The sequence below is a fragment of the Massilimicrobiota sp. An142 genome (genome assembly GCF_002160725.1).
In the GTDB taxonomy this organism is placed as follows: Bacteria; Bacillota_I; Bacilli_A; order Erysipelotrichales; family Coprobacillaceae; genus Allocoprobacillus; species Allocoprobacillus merdigallinarum.
In genome coordinates, this window is record NZ_NFLD01000013.1 from 1 (window position 1) to 21,867 (window position 21,867).

Below are 21,867 nucleotides of genomic sequence, written 5' to 3' on the forward strand. Positions count from 1 at the left end.
CCTAGTATTTTTGGAGAAAGTTTATTTGATGACTGGTTTGATGATTTTGACAAGGAATTCTTTGGAAAGAAAAATCCATTGTATGGAAAACATTCAAGAAATGTGATGAAGACAGATGTAAGAGAAACAGAAGGAACATATGAATTGGATGTGGATCTTCCAGGCTTCAAGAAAGAAGATGTGGAATTGTCATTTGACAATGGATATTTGACAATCTCAGCTAAAAAGAGCTTAAATAAAGATGAAAAGAATAAAGAAGGACAATATATCCGACAGGAAAGATATGCAGGAAGCATGAGTCGAAGCTTCTATGTGGGAGAAAGTGTACCACAAAGCGATATCAAGGCTAAATTTGAAGATGGAGTCTTGAGAATATCAATACCAAAACAGGATATGAAAGTCATTGAAAACAACAATACAATTACGATTGAATAAGCAGGGTTAAAACAACCCTGCTTTACATATTCTTAAACAAAATTTTATATAAAATGATAGTAAGCTCATGAAAAAGAGCATATATTAAGGGCAGTTATCAGGTTTTCTCTCCACAATAACATTCTTTATACTGATAACCAAGTGGGTTAACCACTTTTTTTATTGTACAACTACCGCTGTGCCAGATACAGTTACCATTAACATACCATTATCAGCACCTAAAACTTCATAATCAACATCAATTCCTACAATAGCATTTGCACCTTTTTGATAAGCACGTTCTTCTAACTCTTTTAATGCATTTTCTCTAGCTTCTAACAATTCATTTTCATATGTGGCAGATCTTCCACCAAAAAAATTAGATAATCCTGCAGTAAAGTCTTTTATAAAGTTAATACCTGAAATAACCTCACCAAAAACAATACCTTTGTATTCAATAATTTCTTTTCCTTCAACAGAAGGTGTTGTTGTTAAAATCATATAATCGCCTCCTTACTTTTAAAATATCATATTTGTTTGGAAAAGATGTGTATTTTACAGTTAATAAGATTGCCTTTTTGATTATTTTTCGCTAAAATGGAATGGAGTTAAGGAGTGATGAAAAAATGGCATTAACAGCCGGTATTGTAGGACTTCCTAATGTAGGTAAGTCAACATTATTTAATGCAATTACAAATGCACAGGTCGAAGCTGCCAACTACCCATTTGCAACAATTGATCCAAATGTGGGAGTGGTAGAAGTCCCTGACTATCGATTAGATGAATTAACAAAGATTTTTAATCCTAAAAAAACAATTCCAACGACTTTTGAATTTACTGATATAGCAGGTCTTGTTAAAGGGGCAAGTCGAGGAGAAGGACTAGGAAATAAGTTTTTAGCAAATATTCGTGAAACAGATGCGATTTGTGAAGTTGTTCGTTGTTTTAGAGATAAAGACATTACACATGTTGATGGAGATGTTGATCCTGTAAGAGATGTTGAAACAATCAATTTAGAATTGATTTTTGCAGATTTAGAAACAGTTGAAAAACGTATTGGAAAAATTGAAAAGAAAGCAAAATCAGGTGATAAGGAAGCCAAAGCTGAAATGGATGTTTTGACACCATTAAAAGAAACTTTAGAAGCAGGAAAACCAGCAAGAGTGATGACTTTTTCAAAAGAAGATATGGATATTGTCAAACAATACACATTATTAACAATGAAACCATTAATTTATGTGGCTAATCTTGGTGAAGAAGATTTAGAAAATCCTGAAAGTAATCCATATTATGTTGCATTAAAGGATTATGCAACCAAAGAAAATTGTGATGTTGTTCCTATCTGTGCCAAAATAGAAAGTGAACTTGTCGGACTTGATAAAGAAGAAAAACAAATGTTCTTAGATGATTTAGGTATTGATGAAAGTGGTTTAGATAAATTAATTAAAGAAGCTTATGCTTTATTAGGTTTAAATACTTTCTTTACTGTTGGAGCTGATGAAGTCAGAGCATGGACATTTAAAAAAGGAATGTTAGCTCCAGAAATGGCAGGAATTATTCATACTGATTTCCAAAAAGGATTTATTAAAGCAGAAACATATAGCTATGATGATTTAATAGAATATGGCAGTGAACATGCTTTAAGAGAAGCTGGAAAAATTCGTCAGGAAGGAAAACAATATGTAGGACATGATGGAGATATTATGTTCTTCAAATTTAATGTATAATGAACAAAATAATCAGAAGAATATTGCTTTTTATATGTATTTGTGTTTTTCTATTTTCAGCTTTTCAATTAGGAAAAATCTTTTATAATTATTATACAATTGAAAAAGAAAGTGCAGAATTAGTGACTCAATATGTAGAAGAACCAGAAGAAGAAAAAGAAGATCCATTAAAACGTGTTGTTAATTTTGAAGAACTACAAAATATTAATTCTGATGTGATTGGATGGTTATATATTCCTGATACAAAAATTGATGAACCTATATTAAAAGGTGAAAACAATGATACTTATTTATATACAGATTTATATATGAAATCTAATACAGCAGGAAATGTATTTATTGATGAAATCAATTCTAGAGATTTTAGTGATGATAATACCATCATATATGGTCATAATATGAAAAATGGTTCACGTTTTCATGATTTGAGATATTTTGTTGAAAAAGATTATTTTAATGAACATCAAGATATTTATATCTATTTGCCTGATGGAAGTGTTTATGTTTACCAGGCTGTAGCTTCTACAATTATTGCCGCAACAAGTGATCTGTATCAAAAAGGTATAGATTATGATTCTTATATGAATCAGGTTAAAAGTGAAGCTTCTGTTTACCAAAACGTAAGTGATAAACAGGTGAATATGATTATGTTAAGCACTTGTTATTCAGGGACTGACAATAGATATGTTGTTTATGGACAGTTAAGAGAAAAAGTAAAAAGTGAATAGTTATGAAGAATTATAATCAAGACAAATGGTTATAATTCTTTTTTTATAAAAGACATCTATAAAAAGAGTCATTTTCATCACATGACAGTCATAGAAAGGGTATGCATTATTTTTGGAAAATAATGCAAAATAATAAATTGATTAAATATAAAGAAAACGTTAATAATTTCAAATAGAGTTCATATGATAGAAAGGAAAAGAGGTGTAGTATGCTTACACAATTTCATGAACAGGCACAAAAAGCAATTGTCATAGCTGAAAGTATTGCGTTTGATTTAGGACATAGTCATGTAGGAAGTGAACATCTTTTATTATCATTATTAAAGATGAAAGATATACTTATGACAAAGATGTTAAAATCTTACCATGTTGATGATGAAGTCATATATAAAGATATTGTAAGGTTGTTTGGTGAAAAGGATATTCAACCTTTTTATATGGAATATAGTGATATTGTCAAAAAGATATTAGAAGAAGCTATCCATATCACACGTGAAAGAAAAGAGTCAAAAGTCAGTTTAAATATATTGTGCTTAGCTTTACTTTCACAAAAGGAAAGTGTTGCTGTTGAATTATTAAATAAATATCATGTTTCTTTTGATCAGATTAAAGAAGAACTAAGTCAAACCAGATCATTACTCTATGAATTAGATAAAATTCATGAACTTGTTAATTTTAATGAATTAGTCAAAAAAGAAAATAGATTGATGATAGGGAGAGATCAGGAATTAGAACAACTTTTTTTAACATTATGTAAAAAAGAAAAAAATAATGTTTTATTGATTGGAAAAGCTGGTGTGGGTAAAACGGCGCTTGTTGAAAAATTAGCTTATAAAATCAATTACAAGGAAGTTCCAAAGCTATTACAAAACAAAGTTATTTATGAACTCAGTTTGTCGAGTATTGTTGCAGGGACAAAATATAGAGGAGAATTTGAAGAAAAGTTTAAGAAGATTATTGATAAAGTGATTCAAGCAAAAGATGCTATTTTATTTATTGATGAAATTCATAATTTAATTGGTGCAGGAGGAGCAGAAGGAGCTATTGATGCTTCTAATATTTTAAAGCCTTTTCTAGCTAGAAAAGATTTAACTTTGATTGGGGCAACGACTATCGAAGAATATTATAAATACTTTGAAAAAGATCAAGCTATGAACAGACGTTTTTCCATACTCAAAATAAACGAGAATACAAAAGAAGAAACAAAAGATATTCTTTTAGGTTTAAAACAACAGTATGAAAATTATCATCATATTGATATACCTGATGAACGTATTGACGAAATTATTAGTCTTTGTGATCAATATTTATTATCACGTGTTTTTCCTGATAAAGCCTTAGATGTTTTAGATTTATCATGTGTCAAAGCAACTTTCCAACAAGATCAGACTTTACAGTCACAACATATTGAAAAGGTTATTGAAGAAATTTCAGGAGCAAGTCTTCAAAATCATTCTTATCAAGATATTGAAACTTCATTAAATCATCATATTATTGGACAACAGAGAGCTATACATCAACTTATTGAATCTTTAGAGTCCTTAGCACAGTTTCCCCATCCTCATAGACCTAAAGGTGTTTATCTGCTGACAGGGAGCAGTGGCATTGGTAAAACAGAAACAGCCAAATTTTTAGCAGAAACCATGCATAAACATTTTATTAAATTAGATATGTCTGAATATAGTGATACAACGAGTGTCAATAAGATTATTGGTTCATCACCAGGATATGTTGGTTATGACCAGCAATCGACTTTATTTCATGATATGATTTTATATCCTGACAGTATTTTATTATTAGATGAAATAGAAAAAGCCAATCCACAAGTTATGCATTTATTTTTACAAGTCTTTGATGAAGGTGTATTAAAAGATAATCATCATCATATCATTTCATTTAAAGATACCATTATTATCATGACTTCTAATGTCACAAAACAAAATCAATCTATTGTTGGTTTTAAAAAGAAACTTCCTTCATATCAACATTTAGAGTCTTATTTTTCAAAAGAATTCTTAAATCGTATTGATGAAATTATTGAATATCAAACATTACAAAAACAACATCTACAACAAATTTTAAAAAATCAGACACCAATCCCACTTACCGAGAGTATGATGGAAGATATTTTAAAAGATTATGATGTCAATCAAGGAGCAAGAACATTATTAAAACAGATGAAAAAATATCTTGTTTCTAAAAATAGATAATGATAGATACTGAGTGCTATTGATAAAAATAGCACTTTTTTGTAGATTCTTTTATTTTGATGAATGTTTTCATTTATCATTTGATGTGGTATGGTAATGATATGGAAAAGAAAAGAGGAAGATTATGTTAGATAGAAAAGATAGTCAATCCATGCCAACACAGCAAGATATGAGTCAATATATTCATAATCCATTATGGGACTTGTTTTATCAATATATGATAGATCAATACCTTATCACACCAAAATAAGAATTTAGTAAATGTAGCTGGGAGTATGGCTGGAATATCAAAATGAAAAAAAGTCAAAAAACATTATGTACGATTTATCCTAGAGAAAATTATTTTACTGTTATGGTTGTTATTGGAAAGAAAGAGAAAGAAAGTTTTGAACAAATACTACCAACATTACACAGTAACATACAAAATATTTATGCAAATACACAAGAAGGAAATGGACAAAAATGGTTAATGATTGATTTAGAAGATGATAATAAACAATATGAAGATATCAAGACAATCATCAATATAAAAGTTTGTGGAAAGTAAGAGGTAAAATAAAAATGTTCATTTATGAAGAAAATACATTAAATATTGAAGATATTAAAAAGATAAGAGAAGGTGTACAATGGAGAATGTTGACTGATCATCAATTACAACAGGCTTTAGATATGACAGTTTATAGTATTGTTGTTAAAGATCATGAACATTCTATTGCAATGGGAAGATTAATAGGTGACGGCATTTATTATCTGATTTGTGATGTGGCAGTTCTCCCAGACTATCAGCATCAGGGAATAGGGACAAAAATTATTCAATGTATGATTCAATATGTCCAATCACATTTACAAAAAGAAGAACGCTGTTCTCTTCAATTGATTGCCGCAAAAGGAAAAGAGAGTTTTTATGAAAATTTAGGTTTTTCATTATTGCCTAATGATTTATCAGGACATGGTATGCAGATGTTTATAAAGAAAAAATAATACATATTTAGAAATGGAAAAGAGACTATCTTTTATATAAAATGAATAGGAGGAGGGATAGTATGAATAGAACAGAAATAATGCAAAAAGCTGATGATGTGATCAAAGATCAGAAATTAAGAGAAATGTTTAAAAAATGTTTTATGTCAACTTTAGAAACAAGTTTAAAAGTTGAAGGAGATAAGACTTATATTATTACGGGTGATATTAATGCTATGTGGTTACGTGATTCAAGTTGTCAGGTGAATCATTATTTAAAATTAATGAAAGATGATCAGGATCTACAAAATAAAATCAAAGGATTAATTCGCTCACAAATAGAATATGTTTTATTGGATCCATATGCTAATGCTTTTTTAAATACGGAAGATGTTCCAAGAGAATATCATGATACAACAATTATGAAACCATATGTCTGGGAAAGAAAGTTTGAACTTGATTCATTATGTTATCCAGTCAAACTTGCTTATCAATATTACAAAGAAACAGATGACACGACTATTTTTGATAAACAGTATCTTTATTTTATTCATACGATTTTAGATGTTTTTGAAACTGAACAGTATCATAGTCAGAAATCTTCTTATACTTTTGAAAGAGATATGGCGAAAGTATGGAATTTAAGAAAAACAGAAACATTACAAAATCATGGACATGGATTTGATACAAGATATACAGGAATGGTATGGAGTGCTTTTCGACCTAGTGATGATGCCTGTGCTTTGAATTACAATATTCCAGGAAATATGTTTTGTAGTGTTGTTTTATCTTATTTAGTAGAGATTATACGTGATCTTTATCACGATGAACGTCTTGTAGAACGTATTATTGATTTGAAGTTCCAGATTGATTATGGTATTGAATTATTTGGAACATATCTTCATCCCAAATATGGCAAAATTTATGCCTATGAAACAGATGGATATGGAAATCATATTTTAATGGATGATGCCAATGTACCAAGCTTATTATCTTTACCATATTTAGAATATTGTCATGAAGATGACCCGATTTATCAAAATACAAGACGTTTTATTTTAAGTGAAGATAATCCATATTATTATGCAGGAAAAAAAGCCAAAGGCATTGGTTCTCCACATACATGGGAAAACTATATTTGGCCAATTGCATTGACAATGCAAGCTTTAACATCTACCAATCAACAAGAAATTCAGACACTTATTGATATGATTGTGAATAATACAGGTGATACAGGATATTGTCATGAAAGTTTTGATGTCAATGATGATAGTCAATATACAAGACCATGGTTTTGTTGGGCTAATTCATTGTTTGCTGAACTGATTATGAAAGTCTATTTCTAAGAGGTAACAACCTCTTATTTTTTTTGTGGAAATCTGTAAAAATATTACAGGTTTTGTAATTTCTATTTGAAAGTGCTTTCTGTATACTTATTGTTGTTGAGGAGGAAAAAATATGAAATTAATTATGTCATTTTTAGAGAAGTATCTTATGCCACTTTCTGATAAGGTCACTTCAAACAAGTTATTAAATGCGATTAAAGACGCATGTATCTTAACGAGTCCATTTACTGTTGTTGGATCTCTTGCAGGTTTAGTGAGTCAACAGGCTAATTATTGGTTTGGTGAATGGGGAATTCCTTTAGATGGAATCTTAGGAAGTATTATTAATGCTTTTACAAATATTAATACAGTTGCTATGGGTATGACTGGTTTAGTTGTTGTACTGGCTTCATCTTACAATTATTCTAATCAATTAAGAGCTAATAAAACAGGTGATAAATGTGTTCCATTAGTTGCTTGTATTGTTTCACTTATTGCATATATTGCAACAATTCCAAATGCTATTGATGTTGGTGATTCAACAATTACAGCATTCCAAATTAATTTCTTCAATTATGAAGGTATGTTTACAGGAATGATTATTGGTTTAGCTTCATCATTCTTATATTATCATTTAGTTAATTCTAAATATACAATTAAATTACCAGGACAAGTTCCACCAATGGTTTTAAATTCATTTTTATCTATTATTCCATTTTTTGTCATTATGGTTATTTTCTCAGTTATTAAAGAAGTTGTTGTGCTTTGCGGGTATGCTTCATTACAGGCATTAATGACTGAATTTATTATTTCACCATTAAATGGTATTGGTACAGGATTACCAGCTGTTATTTTAGTTATCATTATTATGCAATTATTATGGTTCTTTGGTGTTCACGGATTCTCAATTATGTGGGGATTAATCTCAGTTTTATGGATGCCAATTTTCTATGAACACATTCAAATGTATGTGGAAACAGGTTCATTTGATGGTATTACACAAGTTGCTCCAAATACATTATGTAATGTTTATGCCATGATTGGAGGATCTGGTTCGACATTGGCTCTTGTTGTACTGTTATTAGTATTAGGTAAAAAAGGTTCTGCTGAAAGATCTATTGGTAAAGTTGCAATTATTCCAGGATTATTTGGTATCAATGAACCAGTCACTTTTGGTTTACCAATTGTATTGAACCCAATTATGTTCTTACCATTTGTTTTTGTTCCTGTTATTAATGCAATTATTGGTTATTTTGCGACTTCTTGGGGTTGGGTTAACCATTTAGTTGTCTTAAATTCAGGTGTAGAGCCTATCTTTGTTAATGCATGGGTATTAGGTGCATTTACAATCAGTCCTGTTATCTTATGTGTTGTATTGTTTATTATTGATTTAATCTTGTATTATCCATTTGTTAAATTACAAATTAAACAAAATAGTATTGAAGCCCAGAATGAAGGTGTTGTTCTTGAGTAATATTCATTTTATTCCTCATGTTCATTGGGATAGAGAATGGTTACGTTCAACAGATGCTTCACGTATTAAACTTTGTTATTTCTTTGATCGTTTAATTGATATGTTAGAAAACGATCCACAAATGAAATATTTTACATTCGATGGACAAACTGCTGCTTTAGAAGATTATTTAAGTATTAAACCATTTCAAAAAGAGCGTATTGCAAGATTAGTCAAAGCTCGAAAATTATTTATAGGTCCATGGTATGTGCAACCAGATATGATTATTCCATCAGGGGAAGCATTACTTAGAAATTTAATTATAGGATCTCAATATGCGCAGTCATTTGGACATTGCCTCCAAGTTGGATGGGTTCCAGATGCATTTGGTCAAAATAAAATTACGCCTTATCTATTTAAACAAATTGGTATGAAAGGTGTTTATGCATGGCGTGGATTTGATTATGATTGTTTAGAAGATTCATTGTTTTTATGGGAAGGAAATGGTCATACAGTTTTGCCGGCTATTCATTTTGCTTTAGGATATGGACATTATCGTGGTTTCCCAGAAGATTATGAAGATGTTAAAAAGGATATGGAAAATTTTATTCCAAAACTTAAAGAACGTTATCAGGATGGCGAAATATTATTTATGCTAGGAAGCGATTATGCTTTCCCTAGACGCCATTCTTCTCAAATGATCAATCGTTTACAAAAAGATGGATATCAATGTCAGATGACAAACCCTGAAGAATATCTTAAAAATATTTTAAAAGCTGCTAAGCAAAATCATCATGAATTAAAAGTCTATAAAGGTGAAGCAAGAAGTGCAACTTTAGGACGTATTCATGCAGGCATTACGTCTACACGTATAGATATAAAAAATGCGATGCGTTATTATGAAACAATCATGGCAAAAGTTGTAGAACCAATGATCAGTATGACACGTTCACTTGGGGGTCACTGTGATCAGGAATTAATCAATTATTTCTGGAAGATTATCTTTAAAAATCAGTTCCATGATTCTATATATAGTTCTTCGCCAGATAGTATCAATCATACGGTAGAAAATCGTTTATTAAATTTACGACATGGTTTGAATGAACTGATTTGGATGAATTTTAGATTTTTAGCCGAAACAGTGGATTTAAGTGAATTAAATGATCAGGAAGATATTTTGGTATTATTTAATACTTTACCGTATCAAAGACAAGATTTTGCCTTTGTAAGCATGATTGTCAAAGATAAAGATTTTGTATTAAAACGTCATGATGGGACAATTGTTCCTTATCAAGTCATGAATGAAACAAAAGAGACATGTCATGATATTGAATACTATAATGGTATGGAAAACTTCCATGACTCAGGAGAAGTATTAGAGGGTACGAAATTTAAAGTTCAATTCAAAATTGACACTTCATTTTTACCACCGATGGGTTATGAAATCTTAAAAGTTTGCTTCAAAGAAAAAACATCTACATCTCTACAAGGAGATGTGAGTGTGATGAATCATGGAGCACAAAATAAATATTTATCAGTAGTGATTGAAGAAGATGGCACTTTAACAGTCACAAATAAACTGACAGGTGAAACTTATCATCATCTTCATACATTACTTGAAAAAGGTGATGATGGTGATGAATATAATTATTCACCATGTATTGATGATCAAGAAATCAGAATTAATGATGTGAAACCAACTATAGAATTGGTAGAATCATCATCCATTGAAGTCAAATATCGTATCACTTTTGATACAACTGTGCCATCAAAAGTGGTGGACCATCATCGTAGTCAAGAAACAAAACCATTACGTATTATCACTGATGTTTCTTTAAAGGCTCATAGTCAGACAGTTGATTTTGAAACAACTATTGAAAATCATTCTTGTGATCATATTGTCAGAGTTGCTTTTGATGATATCTATACTTCTAAACAAAACTGTAGTCAAGATCAACTTGGAACTATTATCAGAGATAATGTGATTACAAATCAAAAAGGAATAGAAAATGGGGCAACAGAATATGTTTTACCTATCTATGCGATGCAACGCTTTGTGAAATTAAATCATCAAAATGCTATCATGTCATTATTAAGCCAAGGACCTCTTGAATATGAAGTAGAAAATGATCAAAGAATTTGTTTAACACTTTTAAGAAGCGTTGGAAAATTTGGAAAAGCTGATTTACTGATCAGACCAGGAAGATCATCGGGATATCGTATGGATACGCCATCTTCACAATTGTTGGATAAAAAAGTAACGAGTCAATACTCACTTTTCTTTGGTGAAAGTCAACAAATGTCTGATTTGGTTCGTACAGCTGAAATATTAAATACACCAGTTCAAACACGTTATCTTAATGATATTAGCCGTCAAAAAAATAAAGGATTAAAATGGCAATATGAAGATATAAAATTAGATACAAGAGTTGAACTGATGGCTTATAAGAAAGCTGAATGTGGTCAAGCGTCAGTCATCCGTATTCTTAATAATCGTGATGAAGATATTGAAAATGTTGTTTTATATGTTCCAGCAGATAAAAAATGTTATCTTGGGGATGCATTAGAAGAAAAACAAGAAGAACTTGAAAATCAAGATGGAAAAATTTATATCAAAAGCATGATGTCAAATACTTTTGTAACTGTTATAATAGAGTAGATTTTCTACTCTATTTTCATATGAAAGGATTGATTGTTTATGAGTCTCATTAAAAATTTTCAAGAATATGGAAATCATTTAACTGAACTAGAAGTGGAATGTTTTCATAAACTTTTGAGTTTTCAGGATTTACAGCCAAATTTAACAATATCTTCATTATCTGAGGCTTTAAATGTATCCACAACAACTATTTTTAGAATGGTGAAAAAATTAAACTATAAAACATTTATGGATTTTCGCTATGATCTTTTATACCATCGTAGAGATGAATATGAATATACATCTAGATGTGATAATGTTTGTGATACTATTGAAAAAGAAATCAAAGATACAATGTCTATGTTAAGACATTTAGATATTGGAAAAGCTATTGAAAGTATAGTACAGGCTAAAAATGTTCTTGTTTGTTCCTCTGGGATGAATAAATATGTTGCGAAGATATTGGCAGTAAAACTGAGTTTATTTGGAATCAGAACAATATATCCAGATGATAATTGGTTTTTATATTTAGAAGCGAATCATTTAACTTCTGAAGATTTTGTCATTGTGATTTCACGTGGTGGGGAAACAAAAGATATTATTGACGTTATGAAAACTGCTAAAATGAATGGATGTCAAATATTATTAATTTCAGAAAAAATAAATTCAACGATGTCAAAACTATCTGATTATACTGTGAATGTATCAGTATCAAAAGATGAAGGATATGATATTGATTCACGTTTACATATGCATTTGGCTATTGAATATTTACTTAGAGAATTAGTGAATCAACATTTATATAGTAAAAAATATTTATAAATAAAAAATGAGGAAAGAAAATGGTAGAAAATATAATTAAACAAATGACTTTAAAGGAAAAAGTTGGTCAATTAAACCAGCATTTATATGGTTGGCAATGTTATCAGAAGGTAGGAGACCATTATGAATTAACAGATTTATTTAAAAAACACGTTAAAGAATATGGAGGCGTTGGTGCGATTTATGGAATTATGAGAGCTGATGCCTGGTCACAGATTGATGAACATAATGGGATTACACGCCAAGAAAGTTATCAGGTTATTCAAATGATTCAGGATTATATCAAGAAACATTCGCGTTTTCAAATACCAGCCTTGATTACAGAAGAATGTGTTCATGGTCATATGGCATTACAAAGTCCTGTTTATCCTACGCAACTAGCGATGGGGATGACCTGGAATCCTTTGTTGATGGAAAAAATTGCACAGAATGTCAGTCAGGAATTAGCCGCCAAAGGTGGAAATCTTGCTTTATTTACTGGTTTTGATGTATTAAGAGATCCACGTTGGGGAAGAAGTGAAGAATGTTTTAGTGAAGATGCGTATCTGACTTCACAAATGATTCAAAGTGCTGTGCAGGGATTTGAAAAAGATCAAAACGGAGTCAGCGTTGTTGTCAAACATTTATGTGCTCAAGGAGCCTGTGAAGGTGGACATAATTCGGATGCGGCTAAGATTGGTCCAAGAGAATTAAGAGATATTCATTTGCCACCAGTTAAGGCAGCAGTCAAAGCAGGTGCAAGAGCTGTTATGGCAGCTTATAATGAAATAGATGGAATTCCTTGTCATATTCATAAAAATCTTCTTCATCATATTTTAAGAAAAGAGTATGGTTTTGATGGCATTGTCATGGCTGATGGATGTGCTTTAGATAGACTGTTATTATTAAATGACAATCCTTTACAAATGGGAAGTCTGGCTTTAAAAGCAGGTGTTGACTTGAGTTTATGGGATCAGGTTTATACCAAACTTGATGAAGCTGTTAAACAAGGTTATGTCACTGAAGAAGAATTAGATATAGCGGTTGAAAGAATTTTAAGACTCAAAGAAAAGTTAGGTCTTTTTGAACCTTCACAAAATATACCATTGCCTCAATGTGATGAATTATTGTTGCAAAGTGCAAGAGAATGTCAAGTGTTATTAAAAAATGATGATCATATTTTACCATTAAAGAAAACACAAAAAATTGCTGTGATTGGACCTAATGCTCATCACTATCTCCATCAATTGGGTGATTATACAGCTTATCAAAATCCTCAAGACATTGTGACTGTTTATCAGGGAATCTGTAAAAAAGCTTCACAAGTCAGCTATGCATTAGGATGTACTACAAGAAAGAAACAATTTGAAAATTTAGATGAAACATTAAAGATTGCAAAAGAGGCAGATGTTGTTGTTTTGGTTTTAGGTGGTAATAGTACGCGTTTATATCAAAATGATTTTGAAAATAATGGTGCATTAAGAATTCAAGATGAAAATGAAATGAATTGTGGAGAAAACATTGATTTGGCAAGTCTTGAATTAGAAGGTTATCAAAATCAATTATTAAAAGAGATTCATCGTGTGAATCCAAATATTGTTACAGTCCTGATTCAAGGAAGAGTTCATGTGATCAATGATGTCATGCGTTATTCTCAAGCGGTTGTGGCCAGTTTTTATCCTGGTTCAAGAGGTGGAGATGGAATCGCTGATGTGTTATTTGGAGATTACAATCCTAGTGGACATTTGAGTGTTTCTATTCCTCGTCATGTAGGGGCATTGCCATGTTATTATAATCATAAGCATAACGGAGCACAAAAAGATTATATAGATTTACCATCTGGTCCATTGCTTCCATTTGGTTATGGACTGAGTTATACAACATTTGAATATCAAAATATATCTTTACCTCAAAAGATTTCCATTCAGGAATTAAAGGAAAAAGGACTCACTATTACTTTAGATGTCCATAATACAGGTCAAAGAGATGGAGAAGATGTGGTTCAGATTTATATCAAGCATTTACAATCAAGCATTGTTTCTAGAGTGCTGGAATTAAAAGGATTCCATAAAGTATATGTTCCTCATCATGCTGTTCAGACAGTCAGTATCACATTGAGTTATGATGATCTGGCAATATGGAATATAGATATGGAACATATTGTAGAAACAGGACGTTTGGCTGTTTGTGTCGGTCAAGATTCACAAAATTATAAGGAATATAGTGTCTGTATTGAAGAAAGCTGCTAAGGTGGCTTTTTTGATAAATCATGGTAAATATGGTATGATAAATGCAGTTTATAGAGAGAAAAGAGGAAGAACAATGTATAGTGTCATTATTTTATGTGCTGGACAGGGGAAAAGAACAGGATTGAATTATAATAAAATGTTATATTCATTTCGTGGGAAGACAGTCTATGAAATGACTTTACAAACTTTTATCAATGATACACGCTGTCAACAGATTATTGTTGTGACAAGACCTGAAGAAAGAAAAGAATTTCAACAATTATTAAGTGATGAACGCATAGAGTTTGTTGATGGGGGAAAAGAAAGACAGGATAGTGTATTTGCAGGTTTACAACATGTGACATATGAAAATGTTTTAATTCATGATGGAGCCAGACCTTATTTAAAAAAGCAACAGATTGATGATCTGTTAACATGTCTAAAAGAACATCCAGCATGTTTATTAATGGTACCTTGTAAAGATACAATTAAAAGAGTGATTGATGGTGTTGTCGAAGAAACACTTAATCGACAAGAATTAATGCAGGCACAGACACCACAGGCTTTTCATACCAAACTGATTTTAGATGCTTACACAAAAGCGATACAACAGCACTATTTGGCTACTGATGATGCTCAAATGGTAGAACATTTTACTGATGAAAAAGTCTATTTTGTTTTAGGGGATTATGAAAACAAAAAAATTACAACAAAAGAGGATTTAAAATAAATCTTTTGAATATAATCAATGGGGTGGTCTTTTGAAAAAGAAAAAACACAGTTTACTTGTTATTATAATATTATTATGTATCTGTTTGACTATTTACTTCTTTATGCCACATCCACCATGTTCATTATCTTCTTTTGACAAAAGAGCTGTCTGGTTTGCGTATGGAGATTTAGAACAGTTTTCTTATGAATCAAAGGAAAGCTTTGAAGAAGATTTTTCACAAGCTATTGAAAATATAAAAGATTATAAAATCAATACCGTTATTGTTCAGGTGCGTGCTTTTAGTGATGCTTTATATGCATCAGATTTGTTTCCTCATTCAAGAGTGATTACACATCAGGAATCATTATCATTTGATCCATTAGAAGTGATGATTGACATTGCTCATCAACAAGGTATGTCCATTGAAGCATGGATTAATCCCTATAGAGTCTCTTTAAATCAAGCAAGCTTTGAACAGTTTTTAAATCATTCACCGCATCGTGACTGGTTGGAAGATGCAACTCAGACAATTGGTTATGCCACATATCAATATATTTTAAATCCTGCCAGTCAGTCAGTGAGAGATTATATTGTTGATGGAGTGAAAGAAGTTGTGGAAAACTATGATGTTGATGGTATACATTTTGATGATTATTTTTATGTATCAGGAACACATGATGGCACAACGGCCAATCAACGTATGGATTATGTTAATATGCTCATACAGGATGTTTATCAGACAATTAAAGAGGCTGATGAAAATGTTGTATTTGGCATCAGTCCTCAAGGCAATTATGAAAATTGTTTAAATGATGGGGCTGATATTGATACATGGTTAGGGGAAGAAGGCTATATTGATTATTTAATGCCTCAGATATATTGGAGTGATCAGTATGGTGAAAATAAAAAAACAACAAAGTTTACTGATCGATGTGAGCAATTTGCAAAAATACCAAGACATCAAAGTGTTATGTTATATGCTGGATTAGCTCTTTATCGTGCTGGCGGGGCTGTTGATGAGGATTATGGATGGCAGGAAAACTCTCGTAATATTGCTTCACAAGTTCAAATTCTATATGAAAATGGATATAAAGGTTTTAGTTTATTTCGATATGATTCATTCCTGAAAGAATCATCAATACAGGAATTAAATGAATTATTAAGGCAACATGCATAAAAAAGGATGCGACCAATCGACTTATATAGTCTATTGGATGACATCCTTTTTTGTTTTTGTATGGATTGCTTGTGTCAATTGATAACTTTCATCTATATATTTGAAAATATCTTCATCAGATAATGTTTCATCTAAGATGATAGAAATCCATTTCTTTTTATTCATATGATAAGCTTTATAAAAACCATTTTCTTGAAGTAATTGTAAAATATGTTCTTCTTTTAATTTTAAATTGATGATTTCTACATCCCCGTTTTCAGAAGTGATTTTATTTTTATTGATATTCATCATTAAAGCATACCATTTTTGGTTGTTGTGATGTCTAAAAACGCCATAGTGAGGATCGCTCGTCCATGGAAAATCAGGATAATCATGATATGTTTTTATTATGTAATCAGCAATTCTATTGGCTTGAGGATATATAAAATATTGCGGTGTAGTACATTTGTCTTTGATATCATTTAAAATCTTTTCATATTCTTGACGTATTTTTGTGATAAATTCACCAGTTTGCGCTTTGATACGAAAATTGATATATTCTTCATGAAAAGCTAAATCAATCATTTTTCCATGAATATCTTCATCAGTATTGATAGTAATGATGACTTGAAAGCTATTATCTAAAATATTTTGAATATAAACATATTGATGACATTCTTTTTGAAAGCCATAGGCTATCAGTTTATTAAAATCAATTTTTGTTCTTTGAAATATATCTTGTTCTAAACTCAAGATGAATCACCTCATTATAGAGAATTTAAGAATTCTTGCCATTGATCTTCATGATCAACAAAATATTTTGGACAGATTTTACCAGTAATATCATAATGTCTAATCACATCTTGACTTTGTAAGTGATAGGTATCCATTAAAGCACGCACGAGTTTTTGTAATGACTGGTAAGTTGCATCATTAAACTGTCCGCTTTCATCAGGATGGCAGCATTCAATAGAAATGGTATCTTTATTACGATTATTAGAAGCATAAGCGACTTCATTCAAAGGAATACATTGAATGATTTCTCCTTCTAATCCAATGATAAAATGGCTAGATACAGAAGTCGTTCTGGTTATTTTCAGATTTTCAAAATAATCTCTGTTATTTTGAGCAGTGGAACCAGGATTGGCAGTATAGTGAATCACAATACCATTAACTCTTGGTAATGTTTTTCCACTTCGCGAATTGGGATTAACCGTTAAAAATTGATGTTGTATAGATAAGCCATCAACCTGATATTCTTCAATATCATTATGATGACGTGGAGACAGATAAATTGTTCCTATGCCAATGATCAGTAAAATCACAAGCATATAAATCATAGTTTTTTTATTGATTCTTTTTTTCTTTGCCATAAGATCACCTCGCTTTTACATTATGTCATGATAGCGTTGAAAATGTATAAATAATTTCTTAATATTTTATAAATTGATGTGGATATCATCTATTATATCATGATTGTTGATTTGAGAATATCAAATGATTATTGTATTGTAAAAAGTATTGATTTTATGAGGTTTTTATATATGTCTGGATTGACAAAAGGGCGTATATGTGGTATATTACGTGAGCATGTAATAAATTTACTGCCTGTCTATATTTAAGATATAGACCATTAGACCATAGGAGGAGGTAAAAAGATGAATAAGTACGAAATCATGTTTATTGTAAAACCTGATGTTGAAGAAGAAACAAGAAATGCATTAATCGAAAACTTCAAAAACATTTTAACAAATGGTGAAGGAACTGTAGATAATGTTAATGAATGGGGATTGCGTGATTTTGCTTATGAAATTCAGGATTACAAAAAAGGATATTATGTTGTCGTAGATACAACAACTACTCCTGAAAATATTTCTGAATTTGAACGTATTTCACGTATCAATGCAAACGTTATCCGTCATATGACTCTTAGAAGATCTAAATAAGAAGGTGAATTCTGATGATTAATCGTGTTGTATTAGTTGGAAGAATGACGAGAGATCCTGAGTTAAGAAGAACAAATAGTGGTGCTGCAGTTACAAGCTTTACTTTAGCATTAAATCGTAACTATAATTCAGCAGATGGACAACAGGCTGATTATATCAATTGTGTTGTTTGGAATAAAGTTGCTGAAAATGTAGAAAGATATTGTTCAAAAGGTTCATTGGTAGGTGTCGAAGGAAGACTTCGTTCACGTAGCTATGATAATGCTCAGGGACAAAAAGTGTATGTTGTTGAAGTTGTTTGTGATAGTGTACAGTTCTTAGAAACAAGAGCTGCTAGAGAAAGAGCACAGCAACAACAACCACAAGTATCACAAGATAACTTCTATGATATGAAAACAGTAGAATTAGAAAAGGATTTTGATAATTCTTTTGATTCATTTGATATCATGGAAGATGATATTCAATTTTAAGGAGGAAAAGGTTTATGGCATTCAAAAGACAAAGACCAAGAAAAAAAGTTTGCTATTTTACAAAAAACAAGATTGATTACATCGATTACAAAGATGTTGAATTATTAAAAAGATTTGTTTCTGCTAACGGTAAAATCATTCCTAGACGTGTAACTGGAACAAGTGCTAAATATCAAAGACAATTAGCAGTTGCGATTAAACGTGCTAGACAAATGGCTTTATTACCATACGTTGGTGAATAGAAAGAAAAAAAGCCCATATAATCAGGGAATTTTGAAGTTAAAATGTAAGCTGGTGGCAAACTGGTGGCACTTTTAAAGTGGTTTTTAACTTAATATGATATGTTTTTTTAGAAACTACGGAATCTATTTCGTAGTTTTTTTGTTGTTTCTTACACCATCTCCTCAATATGTCGTAGGAAAGGACTTATTTTGTTACCGGAGCGTATAAAGTCAGCTTGAAACTTTATATAGCATAAGTGCTCATAGATGGGAATTTATACTATGATAAATGACAATATTATGTCGATATGGATGAATATAAGAAATATCATCAATAAAGAAGATTTTTTCATGAAAAAAGGAGTCCAGATTGTCTGGATTCCTTTTTAGAACAAATCAGAATGTGCACCTGTTCTAACCAATGCAAGTGTCAATTCACCTTTTTCTATTCTATAAATGAGAAGCCAATCAGGCTCAATATGGCATTCTCTAAAGTTTCTATAATTGCCTGTCAATTCGTGGTCACGATATTTTTCATCAAGTGGACGCTGATTAGCCAGTTCATTAACAACGTATTTCAGCTTTGCCAAATCCTTTCCACGTTTTTTCATCAGCTTATAGTCTTTTTTGAAGGTATGGTGATACCTGATTTTAAGCATCTAAATCATCAAATAATTCATCCACAGTATCAAATGATTTGCTGAGATTCTGATTGTTTGCTGTTTCATCAAGAATCTTAAGAGTATCACTGTTATATAGAGAAACATCAAAAGGTATTCTGCGTTCTCTACACATTTTTTTAATAAAGATTGTCAATGCAGTCGTTGGATTCAAACCTAGTTCTTCACATATCTTTTCGAAATCTTTCTTGACTGAATCATTGATTCTGAAGCTCATCTGTGCCATGTTTCATTCGCCTCCTTCTCTCACCATCATTATATCAAAATGTAATTCGTTGTCAATACATTGAACTACAATGATAGTATACGCAGTTTCAACCATTTTATGCACTATCTCATATCATTATTCATTATGGTAGTATATCTTTAATTGTTTATATACATGATTCATTTATTTTTGTTATAGTTTAAATAATTATGTTATAAATAGGTCTATAAAATAAAATTTTTATATAAACAAAGATATATTTATGGATGAATGAAAGAATGTTTGTAAAATAAAAGTAATCATATATTGATGCGTAATGAGATTGAAGAGAAGCTATAACAAAATAAATATGATAGCTAAATATAAAAAAATGAAGAAAATCAGTACAAAATACTGCACATAAAGAATATATTACGAATAATCAAGAAGCATTATACTGGGCATTAAAGACAGGGATATCAGAAGCTTTTAGACCTTCATCAAAACAAAGAAGTACTGATGAATGGGCTAATTCTGGATTTGGACTTTATATGGTTAGCGAAATATGTAAAAAATTAAACGGAAGCTTTTGTATCATAAGTGGTGAAAATTATTTACTTGTAGATAATCAAGGCACTGAAACAGGAGAAACATCATTTCATGGGACAGCTATTAGAATTTGCATATCTTCTAAGGAAATCTCTAATGCTCAAAAGATTATTTCAGAAATTTGTTCACAAGGAGAAAATGAAGCCAAAACAATGAGAACAGCTTTTCAAACTGCATCAACTCCATCTAAAGGATTAATAGAACATTTGAAATATAAAAAGTAAATCATTTCAAAACTATGATGAAAATGACAGTATTTATTTCATCACGATAAATATATATTAGAATCTATACCTGTATGAACTAGCATAAGTGTTAGTTCTTTTTTATAAAAAGACAGTCAGGTTTGATATAACATTCTCAATAATCTTTACAATAGTTAGTTGATAATCACGATATTTTTATCTCTTTATGTTATAGGTATTTAAAATTGAAATTGAACGATGTTTTTATATGGGCTATGCGTAAATAGAATAACAGTATTAAATTTTGATATTGTACTTTTCTCAAAGAATTTCTTAAAATATATATAGAGAAATAGAAATGAGGTGTCAAAGTGGAATATTTAATTTTAAATAACAACATGAAACTACCAAAACTAGGTTTTGGAACAATTAATCAATCAGGAGATCAAATCATTGATAATGTAAGCTTTGCATTAAATCAAGGCTATCAGCTTATTGATACAGCGAATAGATATGGTAATGAAGTTGAAGTTGGACTAGGATTAAAAAAATCTGGTAAAAAACGTGAAGACTATTTTATAGAAACAAAGTTAGGTCCAACATTATATGAAGATGATCATGCGATTGATGAGACTTTAAAAAGATTAGGTGTGGATTATATTGATGTTATGTTATTGCATCATCCTGTGAATAATTATATCTATGCTTATAAAATGCTAGAAAAAGCATATAAAGAAGGAAAAATTAAAGCTATTGGAATTTCTAACTTTCCAGTCGAAAAAATCCAGGAAATATTAGACCAATGTGAAATTGTACCAGCACTTATGCAGGTTGAATGTCATCCATATTATCCAGCTGAAGCTGTGAAAGAGTTTTGTGATCAACACAATATAGCTTTACAGTCATGGTATCCTTTAGGCCATGGAAATACAGATATGTTGAATGATGAAGTTTTTGTTGATTTAGCAGACAAATATCAGAAAACACCAGTTCAAATCATTTTAAGATGGCATACACAAATGGGATTTGGATTAGTGCCTGGAAGTCGCTCACAGGAACATATCAAAGATAATGCAGATATTTTTGACTTTACTTTAACTAATGAGGATATGGCTCATATTGCAAAAATGAATAAGCATGAGCCATTCTATAAAGTGACTCCAGAATCACTCCAAATGTTAGCAACTACAAAATGTCATTTTGAAGAATAGAGGTGG

General features: G+C 30.7%; 23 protein-coding genes and 1 pseudogene. 19 read left to right on the forward strand and 5 right to left on the reverse strand.

All coding sequences use genetic code 11. From position 1 onward, the window contains the following. A partial coding sequence (locus tag B5E87_RS07025) for an Hsp20/alpha crystallin family protein (protein ID WP_143746885.1) occupies positions 1 to 435 on the forward strand: 435 nt, incomplete at its 5' end. Positions 436 to 594: 159 nt separating this feature from the next. Here the strand turns inward: B5E87_RS07025 and B5E87_RS07030 are convergent. Continuing rightward, the gene (locus tag B5E87_RS07030) at positions 595 to 915 is read right to left on the reverse strand and encodes a putative heavy metal-binding protein (RefSeq protein WP_087244223.1); all 321 of its coding nucleotides are present in this window, start codon (positions 913 to 915) and stop codon (positions 595 to 597) included. Between the two features lie 125 nt (positions 916 to 1,040). On the opposite strand from B5E87_RS07030, the gene ychF reads away from it, so the two are divergent. From ychF to B5E87_RS07090, 13 genes and pseudogenes are all read left to right on the forward strand, one after another. After that, the gene (ychF, locus tag B5E87_RS07035) at positions 1,041 to 2,141 is read left to right on the forward strand and encodes a redox-regulated ATPase YchF (RefSeq protein WP_087244224.1); all 1,101 of its coding nucleotides are present in this window, start codon (positions 1,041 to 1,043) and stop codon (positions 2,139 to 2,141) included. Further along, complete coding sequence (gene srtB, locus B5E87_RS07040; protein WP_087244225.1) at positions 2,141 to 2,869, forward strand: class B sortase; 729 nt, start codon at positions 2,141 to 2,143, stop codon at positions 2,867 to 2,869. The genes ychF and srtB overlap by 1 nt, the downstream gene beginning before the upstream one ends. A 209-nt stretch (positions 2,870 to 3,078) precedes the next feature. Next, a complete protein-coding gene (locus B5E87_RS07045; protein ID WP_087244226.1) occupies positions 3,079 to 5,079 on the forward strand; it encodes an AAA family ATPase in 2,001 nt (666 codons plus the stop codon). A gap of 124 nt (positions 5,080 to 5,203) precedes the next feature. After that, complete coding sequence (locus B5E87_RS15545) at positions 5,204 to 5,329, forward strand: hypothetical protein (RefSeq protein ID WP_275112300.1); 126 nt, start codon at positions 5,204 to 5,206, stop codon at positions 5,327 to 5,329. Between the two features lie 12 nt (positions 5,330 to 5,341). Next, positions 5,342 to 5,626 (forward strand): annotated as a pseudogene (locus B5E87_RS15240) (DUF3788 family protein); the annotation flags it as partial. A 14-nt stretch (positions 5,627 to 5,640) separates the two neighbouring features. Continuing rightward, complete coding sequence (locus B5E87_RS07055) at positions 5,641 to 6,060, forward strand: GNAT family N-acetyltransferase (protein ID WP_087244227.1); 420 nt, start codon at positions 5,641 to 5,643, stop codon at positions 6,058 to 6,060. Between the two features lie 62 nt (positions 6,061 to 6,122). Further along, positions 6,123 to 7,385: a glycoside hydrolase family 125 protein gene (locus B5E87_RS07060; RefSeq protein ID WP_087244228.1), complete on the forward strand. Its 1,263-nt coding sequence runs from the start codon at positions 6,123 to 6,125 to the stop codon at positions 7,383 to 7,385. A 112-nt stretch (positions 7,386 to 7,497) separates the two neighbouring features. Next, positions 7,498 to 8,838 (forward strand): PTS sugar transporter subunit IIC, encoded by a 1,341-nt coding sequence (locus tag B5E87_RS07065; protein WP_087244229.1) that lies wholly within the window; start codon positions 7,498 to 7,500, stop codon positions 8,836 to 8,838. Continuing rightward, positions 8,822 to 11,476, forward strand: a complete 2,655-nt coding sequence (locus tag B5E87_RS07070; RefSeq protein WP_241147146.1) for a glycoside hydrolase family 38 N-terminal domain-containing protein — start codon at positions 8,822 to 8,824, stop codon at positions 11,474 to 11,476. Before B5E87_RS07065 ends, B5E87_RS07070 begins: the two co-directional genes overlap by 17 nt. A 39-nt stretch (positions 11,477 to 11,515) precedes the next feature. Further along, positions 11,516 to 12,277 carry a MurR/RpiR family transcriptional regulator gene (locus B5E87_RS07075; protein WP_087244231.1) on the forward strand — a complete coding sequence of 254 codons (762 nt, stop codon included), beginning with the start codon at positions 11,516 to 11,518 and terminating at the stop codon, positions 12,275 to 12,277. Between the two features lie 20 nt (positions 12,278 to 12,297). Next, positions 12,298 to 14,505 carry a glycoside hydrolase family 3 N-terminal domain-containing protein gene (locus B5E87_RS07080; protein WP_087244232.1) on the forward strand — a complete coding sequence of 736 codons (2,208 nt, stop codon included), beginning with the start codon at positions 12,298 to 12,300 and terminating at the stop codon, positions 14,503 to 14,505. A gap of 73 nt (positions 14,506 to 14,578) precedes the next feature. Further along, positions 14,579 to 15,214: a 2-C-methyl-D-erythritol 4-phosphate cytidylyltransferase gene (gene ispD / locus B5E87_RS07085; RefSeq protein WP_087244278.1), complete on the forward strand. Its 636-nt coding sequence runs from the start codon at positions 14,579 to 14,581 to the stop codon at positions 15,212 to 15,214. 31 nt (positions 15,215 to 15,245) lie between these two features. Further along, complete coding sequence (locus B5E87_RS07090; RefSeq protein WP_241147144.1) at positions 15,246 to 16,373, forward strand: glycoside hydrolase family 10-like protein; 1,128 nt, start codon at positions 15,246 to 15,248, stop codon at positions 16,371 to 16,373. Positions 16,374 to 16,403: 30 nt separating this feature from the next. Here B5E87_RS07090 and B5E87_RS07095 read toward each other — a convergent pair whose 3' ends face one another. Both B5E87_RS07095 and B5E87_RS07100 read right to left on the reverse strand, forming a co-directional pair. Continuing rightward, complete coding sequence (locus B5E87_RS07095; RefSeq protein ID WP_087244233.1) at positions 16,404 to 17,105, reverse strand: MmcQ/YjbR family DNA-binding protein; 702 nt, start codon at positions 17,103 to 17,105, stop codon at positions 16,404 to 16,406. A gap of 14 nt (positions 17,106 to 17,119) precedes the next feature. Beyond that, positions 17,120 to 17,725: a peptidoglycan recognition protein family protein gene (locus B5E87_RS07100; protein ID WP_087244234.1), complete on the reverse strand. Its 606-nt coding sequence runs from the start codon at positions 17,723 to 17,725 to the stop codon at positions 17,120 to 17,122. A gap of 285 nt (positions 17,726 to 18,010) precedes the next feature. Here B5E87_RS07100 and rpsF point away from each other — a divergent pair, with 285 nt between their 5' ends. Genes rpsF through rpsR form a run of 3 tightly spaced genes read left to right on the forward strand, consistent with a single transcriptional unit; the run spans position 18,011 to position 19,010 of the window. Then, on the forward strand, positions 18,011 to 18,298 hold the full coding sequence (gene rpsF, locus B5E87_RS07105) for a 30S ribosomal protein S6 (RefSeq protein ID WP_087244235.1): 288 nt from the start codon (positions 18,011 to 18,013) through the stop codon (positions 18,296 to 18,298). Between the two features lie 14 nt (positions 18,299 to 18,312). After that, positions 18,313 to 18,768, forward strand: a complete 456-nt coding sequence (gene ssb, locus B5E87_RS07110) for a single-stranded DNA-binding protein (RefSeq protein ID WP_087244236.1) — start codon at positions 18,313 to 18,315, stop codon at positions 18,766 to 18,768. Between the two features lie 14 nt (positions 18,769 to 18,782). Continuing rightward, positions 18,783 to 19,010 (forward strand): 30S ribosomal protein S18, encoded by a 228-nt coding sequence (gene rpsR, locus B5E87_RS07115; RefSeq protein ID WP_087244237.1) that lies wholly within the window; start codon positions 18,783 to 18,785, stop codon positions 19,008 to 19,010. Positions 19,011 to 19,375: 365 nt separating this feature from the next. On the opposite strand, the gene B5E87_RS07120 is transcribed toward rpsR, so the two are convergent. Further along, the gene (locus B5E87_RS07120) at positions 19,376 to 19,648 is read right to left on the reverse strand and encodes a type II toxin-antitoxin system YafQ family toxin (protein WP_087244238.1); all 273 of its coding nucleotides are present in this window, start codon (positions 19,646 to 19,648) and stop codon (positions 19,376 to 19,378) included. Further along, positions 19,641 to 19,895, reverse strand: coding sequence for a type II toxin-antitoxin system RelB/DinJ family antitoxin (locus B5E87_RS07125; RefSeq protein WP_087244239.1), 255 nt, complete (start codon positions 19,893 to 19,895; stop codon positions 19,641 to 19,643). Before B5E87_RS07125 ends, B5E87_RS07120 begins: the two co-directional genes overlap by 8 nt. 512 nt (positions 19,896 to 20,407) lie before the next feature. Here B5E87_RS07125 and B5E87_RS07130 point away from each other — a divergent pair. Both B5E87_RS07130 and B5E87_RS07135 read left to right on the forward strand, forming a co-directional pair. Further along, the gene (locus B5E87_RS07130) at positions 20,408 to 20,689 is read left to right on the forward strand and encodes a hypothetical protein (RefSeq protein WP_206399253.1); all 282 of its coding nucleotides are present in this window, start codon (positions 20,408 to 20,410) and stop codon (positions 20,687 to 20,689) included. Between the two features lie 332 nt (positions 20,690 to 21,021). Beyond that, complete coding sequence (locus B5E87_RS07135; protein WP_087244240.1) at positions 21,022 to 21,861, forward strand: aldo/keto reductase; 840 nt, start codon at positions 21,022 to 21,024, stop codon at positions 21,859 to 21,861. The last annotated feature ends 6 nt before the right edge of the window (positions 21,862 to 21,867 follow it).

Bases quoted from the DNA above. Each gene is read 5' to 3' on its own strand.
- B5E87_RS07030 (WP_087244223.1), bottom strand. From the start codon at position 915: ATGATTTTAACAACAACACCTTCTGTTGAAGGAAAAGAAATTATTGAA.
- ychF (WP_087244224.1), top strand. From the start codon at position 1,041: ATGGCATTAACAGCCGGTATTGTAGGACTTCCTAATGTAGGTAAGTCA.
- srtB (WP_087244225.1), top strand. From the start codon at position 2,141: ATGAACAAAATAATCAGAAGAATATTGCTTTTTATATGTATTTGTGTT.
- B5E87_RS07045 (WP_087244226.1), top strand. From the start codon at position 3,079: ATGCTTACACAATTTCATGAACAGGCACAAAAAGCAATTGTCATAGCT.
- B5E87_RS15545 (WP_275112300.1), top strand. From the start codon at position 5,204: ATGTTAGATAGAAAAGATAGTCAATCCATGCCAACACAGCAAGATATG.
- B5E87_RS07055 (WP_087244227.1), top strand. From the start codon at position 5,641: ATGTTCATTTATGAAGAAAATACATTAAATATTGAAGATATTAAAAAG.
- B5E87_RS07060 (WP_087244228.1), top strand. From the start codon at position 6,123: ATGAATAGAACAGAAATAATGCAAAAAGCTGATGATGTGATCAAAGAT.
- B5E87_RS07065 (WP_087244229.1), top strand. From the start codon at position 7,498: ATGAAATTAATTATGTCATTTTTAGAGAAGTATCTTATGCCACTTTCT.
- B5E87_RS07075 (WP_087244231.1), top strand. From the start codon at position 11,516: ATGAGTCTCATTAAAAATTTTCAAGAATATGGAAATCATTTAACTGAA.
- B5E87_RS07080 (WP_087244232.1), top strand. From the start codon at position 12,298: ATGGTAGAAAATATAATTAAACAAATGACTTTAAAGGAAAAAGTTGGT.
- ispD (WP_087244278.1), top strand. From the start codon at position 14,579: ATGTATAGTGTCATTATTTTATGTGCTGGACAGGGGAAAAGAACAGGA.
- B5E87_RS07100 (WP_087244234.1), bottom strand. From the start codon at position 17,725: ATGGCAAAGAAAAAAAGAATCAATAAAAAAACTATGATTTATATGCTT.
- rpsF (WP_087244235.1), top strand. From the start codon at position 18,011: ATGAATAAGTACGAAATCATGTTTATTGTAAAACCTGATGTTGAAGAA.
- ssb (WP_087244236.1), top strand. From the start codon at position 18,313: ATGATTAATCGTGTTGTATTAGTTGGAAGAATGACGAGAGATCCTGAG.
- rpsR (WP_087244237.1), top strand. From the start codon at position 18,783: ATGGCATTCAAAAGACAAAGACCAAGAAAAAAAGTTTGCTATTTTACA.
- B5E87_RS07120 (WP_087244238.1), bottom strand. From the start codon at position 19,648: ATGCTTAAAATCAGGTATCACCATACCTTCAAAAAAGACTATAAGCTG.
- B5E87_RS07125 (WP_087244239.1), bottom strand. From the start codon at position 19,895: ATGGCACAGATGAGCTTCAGAATCAATGATTCAGTCAAGAAAGATTTC.
- B5E87_RS07130 (WP_206399253.1), top strand. From the start codon at position 20,408: ATGGTTAGCGAAATATGTAAAAAATTAAACGGAAGCTTTTGTATCATA.